The organism is Streptomyces iranensis (assembly GCF_017874715.1).
Taxonomy (GTDB): domain Bacteria; phylum Actinomycetota; class Actinomycetes; order Streptomycetales; family Streptomycetaceae; genus Streptomyces; species Streptomyces iranensis.
The window spans coordinates 183,018-201,042 of sequence record NZ_JAGGLR010000017.1 but is presented as its reverse complement, the minus strand read 5'-3'; the positions used below and the strand labels follow the sequence as shown (position 1 = coordinate 201,042).

The 18,025-nt window shown below is 72.5% G+C and carries 15 protein-coding genes; 3 read left to right on the top strand and 12 right to left on the bottom strand.

The genetic code is table 11. From position 1 onward, the window contains the following. Positions 1–70 precede the first annotated feature (70 nt). The 3 genes from J2Z30_RS29820 to J2Z30_RS29810 form a co-directional block, all read right to left on the bottom strand. The gene (locus J2Z30_RS29820; RefSeq protein WP_044575697.1) at positions 71–1,045 is read right to left on the bottom strand and encodes a carbohydrate ABC transporter permease; all 975 of its coding nucleotides are present in this window, start codon (positions 1,043–1,045) and stop codon (positions 71–73) included. Further along, complete coding sequence (locus J2Z30_RS29815; RefSeq protein ID WP_044575700.1) at positions 1,045–2,352, bottom strand: extracellular solute-binding protein; 1,308 nt, start codon at positions 2,350–2,352, stop codon at positions 1,045–1,047. Before J2Z30_RS29815 ends, J2Z30_RS29820 begins: the two co-directional genes overlap by 1 nt. 292 nt (positions 2,353–2,644) lie before the next feature. Further along, positions 2,645–3,688: a LacI family DNA-binding transcriptional regulator gene (locus J2Z30_RS29810; protein ID WP_044575703.1), complete on the bottom strand. Its 1,044-nt coding sequence runs from the start codon at positions 3,686–3,688 to the stop codon at positions 2,645–2,647. 307 nt (positions 3,689–3,995) lie between these two features. On the opposite strand from J2Z30_RS29810, the gene J2Z30_RS29805 reads away from it, so the two are divergent. The 3 genes from J2Z30_RS29805 to J2Z30_RS29795 all read left to right on the top strand — a co-directional run bounded on the left by J2Z30_RS29805 (position 3,996) and on the right by J2Z30_RS29795 (position 7,077). After that, positions 3,996–4,541 (top strand): RNA polymerase sigma factor, encoded by a 546-nt coding sequence (locus tag J2Z30_RS29805; RefSeq protein WP_044575706.1) that lies wholly within the window; start codon positions 3,996–3,998, stop codon positions 4,539–4,541. 1 nt (position 4,542) lies between these two features. Beyond that, positions 4,543–5,739 carry a CU044_5270 family protein gene (locus J2Z30_RS29800; RefSeq protein WP_044575709.1) on the top strand — a complete coding sequence of 399 codons (1,197 nt, stop codon included), beginning with the start codon at positions 4,543–4,545 and terminating at the stop codon, positions 5,737–5,739. Positions 5,740–5,835: 96 nt separating this feature from the next. Then, positions 5,836–7,077, top strand: a complete 1,242-nt coding sequence (locus J2Z30_RS29795; RefSeq protein ID WP_044575712.1) for a hypothetical protein — start codon at positions 5,836–5,838, stop codon at positions 7,075–7,077. Here the strand turns inward: J2Z30_RS29795 and nirD are convergent. The 9 genes from nirD to J2Z30_RS29745 all read right to left on the bottom strand — a co-directional run bounded on the left by nirD (position 7,060) and on the right by J2Z30_RS29745 (position 18,001). Further along, positions 7,060–7,461 carry a nitrite reductase small subunit NirD gene (gene nirD / locus J2Z30_RS29790; RefSeq protein ID WP_044575715.1) on the bottom strand — a complete coding sequence of 134 codons (402 nt, stop codon included), beginning with the start codon at positions 7,459–7,461 and terminating at the stop codon, positions 7,060–7,062. The genes J2Z30_RS29795 and nirD overlap by 18 nt on opposite strands. Further along, positions 7,458–10,106, bottom strand: a complete 2,649-nt coding sequence (nirB, locus tag J2Z30_RS29785; RefSeq protein ID WP_209468899.1) for a nitrite reductase large subunit NirB — start codon at positions 10,104–10,106, stop codon at positions 7,458–7,460. The genes nirD and nirB overlap by 4 nt, the downstream gene beginning before the upstream one ends. Positions 10,107–10,108: 2 nt before the next feature. Further along, positions 10,109–12,226: an NAD(P)/FAD-dependent oxidoreductase gene (locus J2Z30_RS52150; protein ID WP_443732393.1), complete on the bottom strand. Its 2,118-nt coding sequence runs from the start codon at positions 12,224–12,226 to the stop codon at positions 10,109–10,111. Positions 12,227–12,349: 123 nt separating this feature from the next. After that, positions 12,350–13,627 (bottom strand): cytochrome P450 family protein, encoded by a 1,278-nt coding sequence (locus J2Z30_RS29770; protein WP_044575718.1) that lies wholly within the window; start codon positions 13,625–13,627, stop codon positions 12,350–12,352. Between the two features lie 41 nt (positions 13,628–13,668). Next, on the bottom strand, positions 13,669–14,988 hold the full coding sequence (locus J2Z30_RS29765; RefSeq protein ID WP_044575721.1) for a cytochrome P450: 1,320 nt from the start codon (positions 14,986–14,988) through the stop codon (positions 13,669–13,671). Then, entirely contained in the window at positions 14,985–15,749 is a 765-nt protein-coding gene (locus J2Z30_RS29760) for a GTP-binding protein (protein WP_245388575.1), read from the bottom strand. Before J2Z30_RS29760 ends, J2Z30_RS29765 begins: the two co-directional genes overlap by 4 nt. After that, a complete protein-coding gene (locus J2Z30_RS29755) occupies positions 15,733–16,098 on the bottom strand; it encodes a DUF742 domain-containing protein (RefSeq protein WP_044575724.1) in 366 nt (121 codons plus the stop codon). Before J2Z30_RS29755 ends, J2Z30_RS29760 begins: the two co-directional genes overlap by 17 nt. After that, positions 16,095–16,544: a roadblock/LC7 domain-containing protein gene (locus J2Z30_RS29750; protein WP_044575727.1), complete on the bottom strand. Its 450-nt coding sequence runs from the start codon at positions 16,542–16,544 to the stop codon at positions 16,095–16,097. The genes J2Z30_RS29755 and J2Z30_RS29750 overlap by 4 nt, the downstream gene beginning before the upstream one ends. Continuing rightward, entirely contained in the window at positions 16,544–18,001 is a 1,458-nt protein-coding gene (locus tag J2Z30_RS29745; protein ID WP_372453332.1) for an ATP-binding protein, read from the bottom strand. Before J2Z30_RS29745 ends, J2Z30_RS29750 begins: the two co-directional genes overlap by 1 nt. Positions 18,002–18,025 lie beyond the last annotated feature (24 nt).

Below are 18,025 nucleotides of genomic sequence, written 5' to 3'. Positions count from 1 at the left end.
TTGTTCGGCGTACGGACGCCGTTCAGGGGGCGGTTCGGGGAGTGGTCGGGGTGGTCGTGCAGGACGTCGGTCACATCCCCTCCCGGGTGCTGCGCATCGCGGCGAAGCCGGTGAGCCGCACCAGCAGCAGCGAGACGGTGGTGGCGACGACGACGAGGATGGTGGCGACCGCGCTGGCGTAGCCGAGGTCGAACGCCTGGAAGCCGTTCTTGTACATCAGGTACGGCACGATCGTGGTGTCCGTGCCCGGCCCGCCCTTGGTGAGGATCAGGACGGTGTCGAAGAAGGTCAGCGCGCCCACCACCATGATCACCGAGGAGGTGACGATGGTGTTGCGCAGCTGGGGCAGGGTGATCGAGAAGAACTGCCGTACGGTCCCGGCGCCGTCGATCGCCGCCGCGTCGTAGAGCGAGCGCGGGATGGCGCGGGCGCCGCCCTGGTAGATCAGTGTGTGCAGCGGGATGAACTGCCAGGCGGTGACGAAGAGGATCGCCCCGAAGGCGCCCTTGGAGCTGCCCAGTAGATCGCCGTCCGCGAAGCCCAGGGCGGGCCCGATGTCGGCGATCAGACCGAAGTTGGGGTCCAGCAGCGACTTCCAGACCAGCGCGAGCGCCACGGACGAGCCGAGCAGCGGCAGGAAGAAGATCGCCGACAGCACGGCCCGGTTGCGCTGCCGCCCGGCCGCCCAGACACCCAGCAGCAGCGCGAGCGGGGTCTGGAACACCCAGGTCAGTACGGTCAGGATCAGGCTGAGCCAGATGGCCTGATGGGTCTCCGGGTCGTCCCACAGCCGGGACCAGTTGCTCATCCCGGTCCAGCTCGGGGTGCCGATGCCGTCCCAGTCGGTGAAGGCGAGGGCGCCGACCAGGACCATCGGCGCCACCGCGAAGAAGACGAAGAACAGCGCCCCGGGGAGAGCCCAGACGACGCCGGGCCGGCCGACCCCGGCCCGCCCGACTTTCGCTCCCCTGACGCTCCGGCGCCGCTCGGGGGCTGGACGCCGCTCGCGGGTCGGACGCCGCTCGCGGGTCGCGGCGTCCGCCATCACATGCCCTTCAGGGCGTCGATGAACCCGGCCGGGCTGAGCTGCCCGTTGAACAGCTTCTGCACGGCGGTGTGCAGCGGCGGGGTGTACTTGGCGGGCAGCGCCTGGTCCCAGGAGAGCGTGAAGTCGGGGGCCCGCTTGACCATGTCGTACTGGAACCGCGCGTAGTCGGGGTTCTCGTGCTCGGCGAGCAGGGAGGTGGCGTCGGAGGTGGTGGGGACGTCCCCGTTGGCGATCAGATCCTTGGAGTAGTCCTGCTCCGCTGCGAACTTCACGAACTCGATCGCCGCCTTCTGCTTGTCGCCCTTCACCTTGGCGTTGACCGACCAGTAGTTGGTCGGATTGCCGACGACGCTCTTGGGGTCACCACTGCCGCCGGGGACCGCCGGGAAGGTGGTCCAGCCCAGCCCCGACTTGGCGAACGCGGGCTGGTTGGCCTTCTGGTTGGCGTACTCCCAGCTGCCCATCAGATGCATGGCCGCCTTGCCCTTGGCGAAGAGCGTGGAGGCCCCGTCGGCCGTGTAGTTGACCGACTTGTAGTTCTTGCCGAACGCGCCCCGGCCGACCAGGTCCCTGACCGTCTGCGCGGCCTTGAGCACCGCCGGGTCGTCCCACGCAGCCATGCCCTGGCTCAGGATCTTCTGGAACACCCCGGCCCCGCCGTAGCGGTCCACCAGGTACTCCACCCACATCAGCTCGGTCCAGGCGTCGGTGCCGGCCAGCGCGAACGGGGCGACGCCCTTGTCCTTGAAGGTGTCGATGAGCTTCAGGAGATCGTCCCAGGACTTCGGGGGCCTGGCCCCGGCGTCCCCGAAGACGTCCTTGTTGTAGAAGAGGATCACTGGCTGCATCCCGCGCATGGGGATCCCGTAGTGCTTTCCGTCGATCGCGCCCGCGTCGAGGATCGTGGGGATGAACGCCTTCTTCAGCTCCGCGTCCTTGGCCATCGCCGGGTCCAGGTCGAGCAGCATGTCCTTCTTGACGAAGTCGCTGATGCTGCCGCCGCCCCAGTTGAAGAAGATGTCCGGGGCGTTGGGCGTGCCCATGGAGGTGCGCATCTTGTCCGAGTAGCCCTCACCGGGCACCTGGGTGAGTTTCACCTTGATGTCGGAGGTCTTGTTGAACCGCTTGACGACCTCGCGCTGCACCTTGGTCGAGGCGTCCTGGTAGACCCAGACGTCGAGGGAATCGTCATCCGAACCCCCGGGCCCGCCGCTTCCGCAGCCGGCGAGTGCCGTTCCGACCAGCAGCACGGCCGCTGCCAGGGTGGACGCACGAAGGGTGGACCTTGACCGAGGTATGCGCATCGTGTGCCTTCCGGAAGTAGCCCGATAATTCTCGGAAGCGGTTGCGTGGAAGGTATGGGGGTGCTGATGCGGTGTCAAGGGGTGCGGCAGCGGGCGGCTTTGTTCCCCGCCCCGCCCCTTCCCGAATCGGGGGCGCAGCCCCCGGCCCCGAACGCCCTTCGGGCGTGTCCTCAATCTCCCCCAGCTACCGCTGGGAGGTGCCCCCTGACGGGCTGGATTTCCAGCCCGTCCGGCGATTGAGGACCGGGGTCCGGGGCGGAGCCCCGGTTTCGGGAAGGGGCGGGGCGGGGGATCAGCTCCCGGCGGGTGGGGCCGTGCTGGCGCGGACGACCAGTTGGGTGGCCAGCTCGACCCTCGGGGACTCGATCTCCTCGCCCCGCGCCTGCCGCAACACCGTACGGGCGGCCAACTTGCCCATGTCCGCGAGCGGTTGGCGCACCGTCGTCAGCGGGGGCGCGGACCAGCGCACCTCGGGGAGGTCGTCGAAGCCGACGATGCTCACGTCCTCCGGAACCCGCAGGCCCCGCCGCCGCAGCGCCTCGATCGCGCCCAGCGCCATCTGGTCGCTGGACGCGAAGATGGCGGTCGGCGGGGTGGGGCCGGACATCAGCTGATCGCAGCCGTGGAAACCGGACTCGTGGTAGAAGTCGCCCTGCGCGACCAGGGCCTGGTCGAACGGCACCCCCGCCGCCTCCAGCGCCGCGCGGTGGCCGTCCAGCCGGGCGCGGCTGCACAGCAGTCGCGGCGGACCGGCGATCAGCCCGATGCGGCGGTGGCCGAGGCTCAGCAGATGTTCGGTGGCGGCCATGCCGCCCGCCCAGTTGGTGGCCCCCACGGTGGGCGCGTCCAGCGCCGGGGAGCCGGCCGGGTCGACGACCACGATCGGCACGTTCAGCCGCCGCAGCTCCTCGTGGACCACCGGCTCCAGTACGGACGTCACCAGGATCACCCCGTCCGAGGCGCGGGCCCGCAGGTTTTTCAGCCACTGCCGGGCGGAGCCCGCGCGGCCGTGGATCGCCGAGACCACCGTGCCCACCCCGTCCTGGTGCGCGACGTCCTCCACGCCCCGGATGATCTCCACGGCCCAGGGGCTGTCCAGGTCGTTGAAGACCAGGTCCATCAGGGCGGCGCGATCGCCGGGCGCGCTCTGGCGGCGGCGGTAGCCGTGGAGCCGCAGCAGGTCCTCGACCCGGGCCCGGGTCTCGGGCGAGACGTCCGAACGGCCGTTGACCACCCGGGAGACCGTGGGCACCGACACCCCGGCCTCCTGGGCGATGGCCGTGATCGTCACCTTGGGCCGGGCGCCGCCCTCGGTGCCCCTGCTCTCCGTAGCCATTACCGCCTCCTCCGTTGACGGGAGCCACCCCCGCCTCTTGCTTCCCGGGGACGCGCCCTCGGAACCTTGCAGAAGTCTTCCGGAAAACCGGATCGGACGTGAAGAGACGAGAGAGGGGACGTCCCCATGAGGCTCCTGAGCTTACGCAGCGCCGCGGGCCCCATCGTCCCGGCCTCCGTCTCCCGGCCCCATCGTCCCGGCCTCCGTCGTCCCGGGCACCTCGCCGCGTGGAATCTCCTCTCCCCGGGTGTAAGAAAGCGCGGCCCTCGACCACTGCATGGTGAGAGAGCCGAGATGAGGAGACGGCGTGACCGACGCCCAACGCTTTCGGGACCTTTACGAGGAGTGTCATCCCCGTGTGCTGGCCTACGCGACCGGCCTGGTGGGCCGGCAGGTCGGTGAGGACATCACGAGTGAGACCTTCACGGTCGCCTGGCGGCGGATGCGGGACATCCCCACGCCACCGCTGCCGTGGCTGCTCGGCGTGGCCCGCAATCTGACCCGCGAGCTGCGGCGCCGCGACGGCAGACAGTACGACCTGGCCGCTCGGGAGGCCCAGCGCGTCATCACCTCCGGAGCCCAGGTCGAGGACGTGGCCGCGGGGGTGGCCGAGCGCGCGGTGGCGCTGCAGGCGCTGGCGGGGCTGTCCGCTGCCGACCGCGAACTGCTGACGCTGGTCGCCTGGCACGGGCTCGGCCCGAGACAGGCGGCACGCGTCCTGGGCTGCTCCACCGCCACGTTCTCGGTGCGGCTGCACCGGGCCAGACGGCGGCTGGAGCGGGCCGTGGACGCGGTCGGACCCTCTCGCGACCCTCGCGACTCCCACCCGAAAGTGACCGTGAAGGAGCACTGACATGGCACGCAAGCGGCCCGATGTCATGAAGACGCTGGCGGACGCCCGGCCCCCGGAGCTCGATCCGGACCAGCTGGCCGGTTCGGAACGCGCCCGGCACGACCTGATCACCATCCTGGCGAGCAGGCCCGGCGCGCCGGAGCCGCGGACGGCGTCCCGGTCCGCCCGGCCGTTCACCTGGCGGTGGGCACTGCCCGTCGCCGCGACGGCGGCCGCGGCCGGGGTGCTCGTCGCCACCCTGCCGGAGGGCGGCTCCGGCACCCGGGACACCCGCGGCTCCCGCGCCACCGCCGGACCCACCACGGACGGCCCCCGGCACACTCCCGAGAGCGGCCGCCTGGCGCTGCTCAACGTGGCCGCCCGGGTGGATCGCACGGCGGACGAAGGCACGTACTGGCAGACGACCACGCGGTCGTCCTGGATCGGCGTCGCCTCCGCGGCCGAGTCGACCTTCGCGGTGGTCTCCTCCGAGACCTCGCGGTGGTCCTTCGGAGTGCGGCCCGGTACGCAGAGCCTGTGGGTCTCGGGGATCGACGCCACCACCGAGCCCCGCACCGAGCGCGACACGGCACGCTGGCGGGCCGCCGGATCGCCGAAGGACGTGACGCTCACCGCGTCCGGGTCGGGCGGCAGGCTCGGTCTGCGGCTGGAGACGGGGGGAAGGAAGCGGCCGACGGTGGACCGGATCAACAGCGGCGACAAGATCGCCGCCCTCGGCGCGCGCAATGTGAGCTACGCGGAGCTGCGGAAGCTCCCCGGCGACAGCGCGAAGCTGAAGGGGGTGCTGGCGGACCTGTACGAGGAGGACCGCGGAAGCGAGATCTCGGGCCGCACCGAGTGGATGTGGCGGCAGGCGGCCGGGCTGATCGGCCTCCCGGTCAGGCCCGGGGTCCGGGCCGCCGCGTACCGCGTCATCGCGGATCTGCCGGGCATCCGGTCGCTCGGCGAGGTGACCGACCCGCTGGGCCGTAAGGGGGTCGGCTTCGCCCTGCCCGCGACCGCCCGGCCCGACTACGGGACCGCGCGGTCGGAGCTGATCGTGGACCCGGCGACCGGGGCCCTGCTGTCCGACCAGGAGGTGCTGACCAAGCCGGACGCGAAGGCCACCGAGGCGGGGCTCACGGCGGGCACGGTGGTGAACTACACCGCCACGGTGGAGTCGGAGTGGACCGAGCGGCAGCTGAAGGCCCCTGAATGACCGTCCGGGGCGAGCTGTAAGAACGGCCGGGCGGCGGCCATTTCCTTCTGAGAGCCCTGAGAGCCCTGAGAGCCCCACCCGAGCAGAAGGATGGCCATGGACAGAACCGCAGGACGGCCCGGAACCCGCCGGACGCGGCTGCGTACAGCGGTCGCGGTGTGCGCGGTCGCACTCGGCACGCTCGCCACCCTCGGCACCCCCGCGAACGCCGCGCCCGGCGCCGCGCCCAGCGCCTCGTCCGACCGGGCGGCCCGCGCCGACACCCCGTGGAAGCTGCGGACACCGCTGAGCGAGACCGCCTCGCGGGAGTTCTGGGACGTCGCCGCGACCGGCGCCGAGGACGCCTGGTCGGTGGGCCGCACGACGGATGGCCCCGCTGGGCCCGCCCCCCTGATCAGACACTGGAACGGCAGCACATGGGCGGACGTACCCGCCGCCTCCACCGGCGGCAAGGCGGCCCAGCTGGAGAAGGTCGCCGCCGCCGCGCCCGACGACGCCTGGGCGGCCGGCAGCCTGGCCGACAACACCTCCGCGCCGGTCGTGCTCCAGCACTGGGACGGCGAGAAGTGGACGGAGGTCGGCCACGCGGCCCCCGCGGAGGGGGCGCTCAGCTTCGTCGGCGACCTGGCCGCGTTCGGCACGAAGTCGGCCTGGCTGACGAGCTTCGACTGGGATCCGAACGGCGACACCCAGGTCTCCCGTCTGGAGCGCTGGACCGGCTCCGCATGGGAGGAGGTGTCCCTCCCCGCCGCCCCCGGCGGTGGCCAGGTACAGCCCTGGGACATCACCGGCACCGGCCCGGACGACGTATGGGTCACCGCGAGCGCCATGACCGGCGAGGCGTCCGTACCGCTGCTGTACCACTGGAACGGCAGCGGCTGGACGGTCCGTGAGGTGCCGGCCCCCGGCGAGCACCCGACCGGCTGGGTGGCCAACCACGCCGTGGCCACCGGCCGTAACTCGGTCTACGTCGTCGGGAAGACCAACGACCCGCAGTCGCCCACGGCCACCATGGCCACCCGCTGGACCGGCAGCCGCTGGCAGTCGCTCCCGGCGCTCCCCGTCGGCGAGGCGAACGCCGTGGGCGCGGACGGCGCCGGGCGGCTGTGGATCGCCGGCTGGGCCCCGGGCAACCCCCACTCCGTACTGGCCCGTTGGACCGGTACGGAGTGGGCGACCGAGGAACTGCCCGCCGACGTCACCGAGCACAGCGAGATGTCCACGGTGCTCGGCGTCGCGGCCGTCCCCGGGACGAAGGGCGTGCTCGCCGCGGGGACAGCAGGCTGTGCGAGCGACCCCGTCCAGTGCGGGGTGCTGGTCTCACGCGACCTGGGCTGACACTTCGTCCGAGCCCGCCCGGGTACGGGTCGCATACGCCTGGACGACGACCCCCTCGTCGTCCAGGCACCGCCCCGTCTCCAGGTCGAAGCGCTGCTTCAGCAGCGGGGAGGCGACGAACGGCCGCCCGCCCGCCGAGCCCAGCAGCCCCCGGGAGAGGACATACGCCCCGGTGAACGGGTCGCGGTTGGCGATCGCGTACACGCGCCCCGAACGGTCCGGGAAGACCGCCACCTGGGCGCCGTCCGGCAGCAGGGCGGCCACCCCGCGCCCGGGGGTGAGGTCGGTCAGCTCGCAGACGGTGAACCACCGCTGGTCGACGAGGAGTTCCACGCGGACCGCGGTCCGCTCGGCTGCCATGGGCGTCATGGGTGCCATGGTCATCGGCTGGCAGTCCCTTCGAGAGTACGGACGGGGAGGGTGGGACCGGACAGGATCGTCAGGTCCGGCTTGACCTGGTCGCGCTCGGGCACGAACTTCACCGTCGGGTCGGGTGCGCCCGGCGCGTTGACGAAGGAGACGAAGCGCCGCAGCCGCTCGGGGTCGCCCAGGGTCTCGGCCCACTCGTCGCGGTAGCCGGTCACATGGTCGGCCATCATCGCCTCGAGCTCGGCGCCCAGCCCCAGCGAGTCCTCGACCACCACCTCGCGGACGTGGTCCAGGCCGCCCTCGATCCGCTCCAGCCAGGCCGAGGTGCGCTCCAGACGGTCCGCGGTGCGGATGTAGAACATCAGGAACCGGTCGATGAGCCGGATCAGCTCCTTGTCGTCCAGGTCCTGGGCGAGCAGATCGGCGTGGCGCGGGTCCGCCCCGCCGTTGCCGCCCACGTACAGGTTCCAGCCGTTGGACGTGGCGATCACGCCGAAGTCCTTGCCGCGCGCCTCGGCGCATTCGCGGGCACAGCCGGAGACGGCCGACTTGAGCTTGTGCGGTGAGCGCAGCCCCCGGTAGCGCAGCTCCAGGTCGATGGCCATCCGGACCGAGTCCTGCACTCCGTAGCGGCACCAGGTCTGGCCCACGCACGACTTCACGGTGCGCAGCGCCTTGCCGTACGCGTGGCCCGACTCGAAACCGGCGTCCACCAGCCGCGTCCAGATCAGCGGGAGCTGGTCCACCCGGGCGCCGAAGAGGTCGATCCGCTGACCGCCGGTGATCTTCGTATAGAGCCCGAAGTCCCGGGCCACCTCGCCGATCACGATCAGCTTCTCCGGGGTGATCTCTCCGCCGGGGATCCGGGGGACGATCGAATACGACCCGTTGCGCTGGAGGTTGGCCAGGAAGTGGTCGTTGGTGTCCTGGAGGGCCGCCTGCTCGCCGTCCAGCACATAGCCGCTCGCGCCCAGGGTCGGGGCGAGCGAGGCGATGATCGAGGCCACGGCGGGCTTGCACACCTCACAGCCGTCGCCCTCCCGGGCCTCCGCCCGGCCGTGGCTGTCCAGCAGCTGGGCGTAGGTGGTGATGCGCAGGGTGCGGACGATCTCGTACAGCTCGGCGCGGGTGTACGCGAAGCAGCCGCACAGCCCCTTGTCCACGCTGACCCCGCCCGCCTCCAGCTCGTCGTTGACGAGCGAGGTGAGCGCCTTGACGCAGCTGCCGCAGCCCGTGCCCGCCTTGGTGCACTTCTTCACCTCCGGGACGCTGGTGCAGTGGTGGTCAGTGACGGCCGAACGGATCGCGCCCTTGGTGACGTTGTGGCAGTTGCAGATGACCGCCTCGTCCGGCAGCGCGGAGGGGCCGAGGGCGGCGGGCGCGCCCAGCCCCGCCGGGAGGACGAGCTGCTCGGGGCTTACGGGCGGCACCGAGCCGGTGAGGGGGCGCAGCATGCCGTACGCCTCGGCGTCGCCGACCAGCACCCCGCCGAGCAGGGCGCCGTCGGCGCCCACCACGAGCTTCTTGTAGACGCCCGTGCGGGAGTCGGAGTAGACCACGTCCAGGCAGCCGTCGGCGGTGCCGTGGGCGTCGCCGAAGCTGGCCACGTCGACGCCGAGGAGCTTGAGCTTGGTGGAGGTGTCGGCGCCGCGGAAGCCGCTGGTGGCGGTGTTGTCCGCGATGGCCTCGGCGGCCACCTGAGCCATCTCATAGCCGGGCGCGACCAGCCCGTACACCCGGCCGTCGGCGGCCAGCGCGCACTCGCCGATCGCGTACACCGCGGGATCGCTGGTGCGGCATGTCTCGTCCACCGCGATGCCGCCGCGCTCGCCGACGTCGAGGCCACAGTCCCGGGCCAGTTGATCGCGGGGGCGCACGCCCGCCGAGAAGATGACGAGGTCGGTGTCGATGGACGAGCCGTCGGACAGCGTCATGGCGGTGACCGCGCCGTCGCCGTCCGCCGTGATCTCCTTACCGCCGACGCCGGTGTGCACGATCAGGCCCATGTCCTCGACCGTGCGGCGCAGCGCGGCGCCGCCGCCCTCGTCCACCTGGATGGCCATCAGACGCGGGTTGAACTCCACGATGTGGGTGGTGAGCCCGAGCCCCTTGAGCGCACCGGCGGCCTCGAGGCCGAGCAGCCCGCCGCCGACGACGACGCCGGACGAGCGGTTCGTGGCGTACTCCTCGATCGCGAGCAGATCCTCAACGGTCCGGTAGACGAAGCAACCGTCGCTGTCCTTGCCGGGCACGGGCGGGACGAACGGATACGAGCCGGTGGCCAGCACGAGCGCGTCGTAGGTGACGGTCAGCCCGGATTGGCTGGTCACGGTGCGGGCGTCGCGGTCGATGACCTGGGCCGGGTCGCCCAGGCGCAACTCGATGCCGTGGCGCGCTATGAAGCCCTCCTCGACGAGGGAGAGCTCGTCCGGGGTGCGCCCGGAGAAGTACGAGGTCAGCTGGACGCGGTCATAGGCGGGGCGGGGCTCCTCGCAGAACACGACGACGCGGGCGGTCTCCGTGACCTTCCGTTCGGCCAGCGCCTCGAGAAACCGCTGGCCGACCATGCCGTGGCCGACGAGCACGATGGTGGGTGCGGCGTTCTCGGCGTGCTCGGCGTTTTCGGCGTGCTCGGCGGTTCGGGGATTCGATGCGCTCATCGTCAGGACCCTCCATCGTTGGTCAGCAGGTGGAGCAAGGGGGTGGCGGGAAGCGGCTCATCGCTCTCCCAGGTACGGGCGAGCGCGCCAACGGTGCCGAGATCGCCGAGCAGAATGCCCCCGAGCAGGCGGTCACCGCGGACCACGACTTTGCGGTACGTGTTGCGGGTGGCGTCGGTGAGGTGAATGACGTCGTCGCCGGGGGCGGGGGTGGGGTTGCCGAAGGCGGCGAGGTCGAGGGGGCCATCGGTGCCCGACGCGCTCGCTCCGGCGGAGCCGGGCGCTGCGGTGAGGGTGAGGCGGGTGAGCGTACGGGTGCCGTGGTACCGGGGCACGGTCTCACTGCCGGGCGCGGCCCGGTGCCCGGGTTGCGCCCCCGCAGGGTGGTCGGCGGGTGTGGTGTCGGTGTTGCGGGTCGGGGTTTCGTCGCCGGGCGCGGCCCGGTGCCCGGGTTGCGCCCCCGCAGGGTGGTCGGCGGGTGCGGCGTCGGTGTTGCGGGTCGGGGTTTCGTCGCCGGGCGCGGCCCGGTGCCCGGGTTGTGCCCATCCGTTCCTCCCCCAGCTACCGCTGGGAGGTGCCCCCTCCGCGGGACGATCGCCCACAACCTGGTCCCCAGGCGCGGGGTCGGGGGCGGAGCCCCGCTCGGCCCCAGGGGCGGAGCCCCGGCGGGGTCCTGGGGCGGAGCCCCGGGCGGGTGCGAGGGCGGAGCCCTGGTCGGGGTTCGGGGCGGAGCCCGGGGAGGGTTCGAGGGCGGAGCCATGGCGGGGGGTGGGGGCGGAGTCCCGGGCGGGTTCGAGGGCGGAGCCCTGGTCGGGTTCGAGGGCGGGGCCCTGGTCGGGGTTCGGGGCGGAGCCCCTGCGGGGGGTGGGGGCGGAGCCCTGGCTGGGTTCGAGGGCGGAGCCATGGCGGGGGGTGGGGGCGGAGTCCCGGGCGGCCCCAGGGGCGGAGCCCTGGCGGGGTCCTGGGGCGGAGTCCTGGTCGGGTTCGAGGGCGGGGCCCTGGTCGGGGTTCGGGGCGGAGCCCTGGCTGGGTCCTGGGGCGGAGCCCTGGGTGGGGTCGGGGGCGGAGGCCTCGTGGGGGTCTAGGGGGCGGAGCCCCATAGGTTCGGGGAGGGGCGGGGTGGGGGAGAGCAGGCGCGCCAGCACGTCCGCCTGTTCCTGCGCGGCGCCCGCCAAGCCGTACACGACCCCCGCGTGCTCCCCGCAGTCGCCGATCGCGAACACCCGCGGATCACTCGTCCGCAGCTCGTCGTCGATCACGACCCCCCGCGCCACCTCCAGCCCAGCGGCCACCGCCAACCCGACCCGTGGGCGGACCCCGCACGCCAGCACGACCAGGTCCGCCTCCAGGGCGTATCCGTCGGCCAGTTCGACACCGCTCACCGCGCGCCCGCCGCTCACCGCGCGCCCGCCGTCCACCGCGCGCCCGCCGCTCACCGCGCGCGTGCGCAGGCCGCGGACGCGGCACTCCGTGTGGACCTCCACGCCCAGCGCCGCCATATGCCGTCGCAGGACCCCTGACGCGCCCGGGTCCAACTGGCGCTCCATCAGGTGCTCGCCCTGCTGCGCCAGGACCACCTGGGCGCCGCGCTGGGCCAGCGCACGCGCTGCGGAGACCCCCAGGAGTCCGCCGCCGATGACGACGGCCCGCGCCCCGGGGCGTACGGCGGCGCCGAGGGCCAGGCAGTCGTCCATGGTGCGGAAGGCGTGGACGCCGTCCGGAAGCTCGTGGCCGTCCGGTTCGAACAGGCCGCGCAGCGGCGGCAGCACCGGGTTGGAGCCGGTGGCCAGCACCAGCGCGTCGTACGGCACGCGGCGGCCGTCGTCGCACACCACCTCCGCCGTGGGGCGGTCGATGCGCACCGCCCGCACCCCGCTGAGCCGCCGTACCTCGGCCGAGGGGGCGGGGAGCGCGATGACCTCCGGGGCGTACCGCCCGGCGAGTACCTCGGCGAGCAGCACCCGGTTGTACGCGGGGTGCGGCTCCTCGCCGATGATCGTGACCTCGACGGAACCGGAACCGGAACCGGCACCGGTACCCGCACCCGCACCCGCACCCGAACCCACGTCAAGCTGCTGCGCCAGCCTCGTGCCCGCCATGCCGCCGCCGACGATCACCACCCGGCGGCGGCTCGGGCTCCTCGGCTTCCTGTACGACTCCATGCCAGGAAGCCTGCGGGGTGCCTGTTACCCGGCCGCATCCCCGCCGTTTCCCGTAGGCAACGCTGCCCTCAGCGCGCCCCCTCAGCCGCTGTGAGCCACCCCGGGCGTCCCCGGCCGGACGGGGAGCCGCCGCGGGCTGTTGCCGACGAAGCTGGGGTGGGGGACCAGCTCCTCGTCGGGGATCGCCAGATCCAGCGCGGGGAAGCGGGTGAAGAGGGCATCGAGGGCGATCACGGCCTCCATGCGGGCCAGCGGGGCGCCCAGGCAGAAGTGGGCGCCGTGGCCGAAGGACAGATGGCGCGCGCCCCGGGTGACGTCGAAGCGGCCGGCGTCCGGGCCGTACGCTCGCTCGTCGCGCCCGGCGGCGGTGTACGAGATGAGCACGGGCGCGCCCTTCGGGATGACCGCGTCCCCGACCGGGAGGTCCCTCGTGGTGTAGCGGAACGGGAAGAAGGACACCGGACTGTCGTACCGCAGCGTCTCCTCGACCACATCGCTCCAGCTCGCGGCCCCGGACCGGACCAGATCCAGCTGATCGCGGTGGTTGCACAGCGCCCGCACCGCGTTGGTGATCAGATTGAGCGTGGTCTCGTGCCCGGCGATGATCGTCAGCATCAGCGTGCCGATCAGCTCCTCCTCGCTGAGCCGGTCGCCGTCCTCCTCACGGACCGCGATCAGCGCGCTGGTGAGATCGTCCCCGGGGTCCCGCAGCCGGGCAGCGGCCACCTGGCCGAGGATCGCCACCATCTCGCGGTTGGCGGCCGGGACCCGCTCGGGCGCGGTCTGGGTGGAGACGATCTCGTTGGACAGCTCGTGCAGCCGGTCCTGGTAGTGGTCGTCGACGCCCAGCAGCTGGCAGATCACGCTCATGGGCAGGGGCAGTGCGAAGTGGCGGCGCAGATCGGCCACCCCGTCCGGATCGGCGGCGGCGGCCTCGCCCAGCCGCTCCAGCAGCGTGCCGGTCAGCTCGTGGACCACCGGACGCAGCGCCTCCACCCGGCGCGGGGTGAACGCCCGGGTCACCAGGGACCGCAGCCGCTTGTGGTCCTCGCCATCCGCGGTGATCATGCCGCGCACGGTGGCGAAGGTCCGCATCGGCCAGCCGGGCGGGAGCTCGTCGTTCTGCAACGCGGCGAAGTGGCAGGCGTTCTTGGCCACGTCGGGGTGGGTGACGAAGTCCTTCAGCTCCTCGTGCCGGGTGATGGCGTACGCCGGTACGTCACCGGGCAGCAGGACCGGGACCGCGGCCCCGCGGGCGCGCAGCTCTTCGTTCACCGCGTGCTGGCGCGCCCCGGTGGGGTCCAGGCGGTGCGGTGCGGCGGGGTCGGCGTGCGACACGGGGCATCGGCCGTCGGTCATCTGCTGTCTCCTGCGGGGGAGTCGGGGGTCGGGACCGGTGGTCAGTCGGAGGGCGTTGCCGGTGAGCTCGAGGCCACCGAGCCCGAACCCGAGCCCGAAGCCGAAACCGAACCCGACGCCGAGCCCGAGCCCGAACCCGGAGCATCGGCGGCCAGCTGCGGCACGGAGAACCGTACCGGCAGCTTGGCCAGACCCTTGGACCACGGCGAGGTGATCCACGGAAGCTGCTCCTCCGGCACCGCGATCTCCATGTCCGGCAGCCGGTGCCGCAGCGTGTCCACGGCGGTACGGGTGATCAGCCGGGCCGGATCCCGCGCCGGGCAGCCATGCGGGCCCGCCCCGAAGGCGAGGTACGAGCGGTTGCCGACCACCGGACGCCCGTCCTCGGGCAGCACCTCGGGGTCCGCGTTGGCGCCCGCGAGGCCCAGGATGAGCATGTCCCCGGCGCGGATGTCCTGGCCGCCGAAGCGCAGATCGCGGGTGGCGTAGCGGCCGGGGAAGTTCTGGGTGGGCGGCTGGCGCCACAACACCAGGTCCAGGGCGTCGTCCACGGTCAGGTGGCCGCGGGCCAGCGAGGAGCGGAACGCGGGGTCGGTGAGCAGGATCTGGAGCGTGGAGGCGATCCAGTTCACGGTGGTGTTGTTGCCCGCGACGATGATCACCACGAGGTTGTGCAGCACCTCCTCGTCGCTGAGCCCGACGGGGTGCTCCAGCAGCCAGGACGTCAGATCCGCGCCCGGCCGCCGCTTCTTCCCGGCGATCAGCTGGAGCAGGATCTGACCCATCCGCTTGTTGGCGCCGGTGGCGGCCACGGTCGGGGCGACGATCGTGGTGAGCGTCTCGACCAGCCGGGCCCCGTTCTCCTCGTCGAGGCCCAGTAGTTCGGTGACGACCTGGAGCGGCAGGATGCGCGCGTAACTCTCGACCAGATCCGCCTCGTGCTGGTCGGCGAACCCGGCGACCAGCCGCTCCGCGGTGGCCCGCACCCTGCGGATCAGCTCATGGCCGTTGACCCGCCCCAGCGCGTCGGCCACCGCCGAGCGCATCCGGCGGTGCGCCGCGCCGTCCGCGAACAGCAGCGCGGGGCGCCAGCCCACGAGCGGCATCAGCGGCGAGTCGGCGGCCACCCGGCCCTCGCGCAGCGGGGTCCAGCGGCGCGGGTCATGGGAGAAGTACTGCTCGTCGCGGGTGAGATGGAGCAGCTCACGGTGGCCGATGACCAGCCATGCCTCGACCCGGGGTGCGATCTCCACCGGGACCACCGGACCGTGGTCGCGCCGCATCCGCTCGTACAGGTCGGTGAGCGGACCGTCGAGCGCGGTCCCGTACAGCGGCACCCGGGAGGCGGCTCGGGCGGTCACGACGCCTCCGTCAGCGTCTCGATCAGATGCGAGACGAGCGAGATCAGCGCCTGGACCGAGGACTTGTGCTCCCGGGCGTCACAGATGACCAGCGGGGTGTGCGGGAGCAGATCGAGCGCGGAGCGCAGATCGTCCTCGTTGTGCGGCGTGCTGTCCGGGAAGGCGTTGACGGCGACGGAGAACGGCACATCCAGGTCCTCCAGATGCCCGATCGCGTCGAAGGAGGCCTCCAGATCGCGGGTGTCGACCAGCGCGAGCGCGCCCAGCGCACCGCGCGCCAGGTCCTTCCAGGCGGGGAGGAACCGCTGCTGCCCGGGGGTGCCGAAGAGGTAGAGCACCAGCTCGCCGCCCAGGGTGATCCGCCCGAAGTCCAGCGCCACGGTGGTCGTGGTCTTCGACGGCCGCACCTTGGTGTCGAGCCGGGCCCCGGCCTGGCTCATCGTCGCCTCGGTGGACAGCGGCTTGATCTCCGACACCGTGCCGATCAGCGTGGTCTTGCCGACGCCCATCGGGCCGACCACCAGGATCTTGGCCGCCCCGGCCACGCTGGACTCCACGTACATGACGGGGGTGTCGTCCATGTCATCCATGTCGTCCGTATCGCCCGTCTCGTCCGTCTCGCCTGTCTCGTTGGTGTGGTCTGTGCGGGTCGTGCGGTCCGCGTGGCCCGGGTGGGCCGTGTGGCCCGGGTGGGCCGTGTGGTGGTCGGTCCTGATTGTGCCGTCCGTACCGGCCATCGAGATCTCAGAGCTTGCTCTCAAGCCCATCGAGCACCTTCCTCAGCAAGTCCAAATCGGCACGTTTTCGCTTGACCACCCGGATCGGCGGACGCGCCACGATGTGCCCCCAGCCGATGAGATCCGCGAGCAGCACCTGCACCACGGCCGGTGGCTGACCGAGATGGGCGGCGACCTCCGCCACCGACAGCAGCCCCTGGCAGAAGCCGGCGATCCGCCGGTACTCGGGCTGGAGATGCGGCGGCAGCGCGCTCCCGGACGCCATGACAAGCGTTTCCAGCGGCAGAGCATCCCGTGAGGAACCGGCACGCCCCCGTGTGATCACATAGGGGCGCACCGCGGCCGTGGTGCGTTCCTCGCCGGGCCGGCTCATGACGTCGGGCGGCCCATCGACTCCCGCGGCCGGCTGCTCAGATGGGCACCGATCTTGGCGACCAGTAACTGCATCTGCTGAGCCACCAGGCCGACATCCGCCTCCGTGTCGGTGGCCACCCCCAGCGAGGCGCCCTGACCGGCCGAGGTGAACAGCACGAACCCGCTGTCGGACTCGATCATCAGCTGCCGCACCCCGGCCTCGTCGCCGAACAGCAGCGACACTGTGGACTGGCTGGTGACCGTGAGCGCGGCACAGGCGGCGGCCAGCGACTCGGCCTCGGCCACCCCGAGCCGGGACACCTCGCCGGTCAGCCCCTCGGCGGAGTCATGGCCCATGCGCAGACCGTCCTCCGAGACGACGACGGCATGCCGCACCCCGGGGATCCCCGTGAGCGGACGCAGCATCCATCCAACGTCGGGCAACCTGGATATGGTTCCGGCCACTACCGGCCTCCCTCTCGGTCTTCTCGGTCCGGACTCGTCTCATCCTCGGGCGGTACGGCCTCCGACTCCGCTTCCGCGCGCCCGCGGCGGGTGCCGGAGACGACGCTGGTGATGGAGGCGCGGGCGGCCTCGGGTGTCCAGGGGACCGCCGCGGCCGGCGGGGTGGGGGCGGCGCGGGCGGGGGTGCCGGAGGCGGTGGCGAGGTCGCCCGCGCCGGCCCCATCGGCCCTATCGGCCACGTCGGTAGTGGCGGCCGACGCGGCTCCGGAGGCCGGGCGGCGGCGGTTGCGGCGCCGGGGCAGCCCGGTGCCGAGGGGCGCGGGGGCGTCGGGGATGTCGTCCACGTCGTCCCCGGACATGCCATTCAGCAGGCCGCCCCCGGCGGGGTCCGCGGCGGCCGGGCCGAGCCCCGCGCCGCCCGCGTCCTGGTTCACCGTGCCGACGACCACGGGCTCCACGACCACCGGCTTGTGGTCCGCCGCCCGTACGGCGCTCGTCTGCTCGGTCAGCAGCCGGTGCGGTACGAAGACCACCACCCGGGTGCCGCCGTACGCCGACGCCGTGGACAGCTCGACGCCGAAGCCCAGCTCCCGCGACCAGCGCCCCACACAGGCGAGCCCCAGCCGGGGCACCGCGCCCAGCTGGGCCAGGTCGAGACCGTCCCGCAGCTGGCCCACGGCCTTCTCCAGCACGTCCGGCGGCATCCCGAGCCCCGCGTCGTCGATCTCGATGACCGCGCCCGCGGCGACCTCGCGGACGGCGACCGCGACCTGGGTGCGGGAGGGGGAGAAGACCGTGGCGTTCTCCAGGAGTTCGGCCACCGCGTGCATCAGGCCCTCCACCGCGGGGGCCACCGCGTAGAGGGTCTGACCGCCGTGCACGTCCACCCGGCCGAACTCCACGATGCGCGACTGCGCGCCTCGCACACAGTCGAAGAGCGACACCGGCCGGGTCTCCCGCCGCGCGGGCCAGATCCCGCACATCACCAGCAGCGTCTGGGCCTTACGGGTCATCTGGGCGGCGGCGTGGTCCGCCTTCATGACCTCGCCCATCAGCCCGGCGTCCTCGACATACTGCTCCAGGCCGTCGAGGACCTGCTGCTGCACCATCGACATGGCGTGCATATTGCGGGCCACGGACTCGAACGATGCCTGGACGGAGTCGCGCAGGATCCGCTCCCGGCGCGCCGCCTCGTCCAGATCGGTCTGTACGGCGGCCAGCCGGGCGACCTCCTCGCCGCGCTCGGCCGCCAGCGCCCGCTCTTCGGCCGCATTGGCTCGTTCCCGCTCGGAAACGGCTCGTTCTCGCTCGGTCGCCCTACACGCCTCCGCGAGCGCGCGGCGAAGTCTGACCACCCAGGTGAGGCACAGTGATAACACCAGTACCAGCACCGCGGACGCGGCCAGCACGACGGCCCCCGTCCCCGACAGCACCTTCGACACCTCCATCTGGGACACGGCCAAGAAAGGGCAGATACTACT

What these genes read in the sequence shown, in the direction of transcription:
- J2Z30_RS29810 (WP_044575703.1), bottom strand. Translation starts at nt 3,688, where the DNA reads ATGGCTACGGAGAGCAGGGGCACCGAGGGCGGCGCCCGGCCCAAGGTG.
- J2Z30_RS29755 (WP_044575724.1), bottom strand. Translation starts at nt 16,098, where the DNA reads ATGAGCCGGCCCGGCGAGGAACGCACCACGGCCGCGGTGCGCCCCTAT.
- nirB (WP_209468899.1), bottom strand. Translation starts at nt 10,106, where the DNA reads ATGAGCGCATCGAATCCCCGAACCGCCGAGCACGCCGAAAACGCCGAG.
- J2Z30_RS29795 (WP_044575712.1), top strand. Translation starts at nt 5,836, where the DNA reads ATGGACAGAACCGCAGGACGGCCCGGAACCCGCCGGACGCGGCTGCGT.
- J2Z30_RS29770 (WP_044575718.1), bottom strand. Translation starts at nt 13,627, where the DNA reads ATGACCGACGGCCGATGCCCCGTGTCGCACGCCGACCCCGCCGCACCG.
- J2Z30_RS29815 (WP_044575700.1), bottom strand. Translation starts at nt 2,352, where the DNA reads ATGCGCATACCTCGGTCAAGGTCCACCCTTCGTGCGTCCACCCTGGCA.
- nirD (WP_044575715.1), bottom strand. Translation starts at nt 7,461, where the DNA reads ATGACCATGGCACCCATGACGCCCATGGCAGCCGAGCGGACCGCGGTC.
- J2Z30_RS29820 (WP_044575697.1), bottom strand. Translation starts at nt 1,045, where the DNA reads ATGGCGGACGCCGCGACCCGCGAGCGGCGTCCGACCCGCGAGCGGCGT.
- J2Z30_RS29800 (WP_044575709.1), top strand. Translation starts at nt 4,543, where the DNA reads ATGGCACGCAAGCGGCCCGATGTCATGAAGACGCTGGCGGACGCCCGG.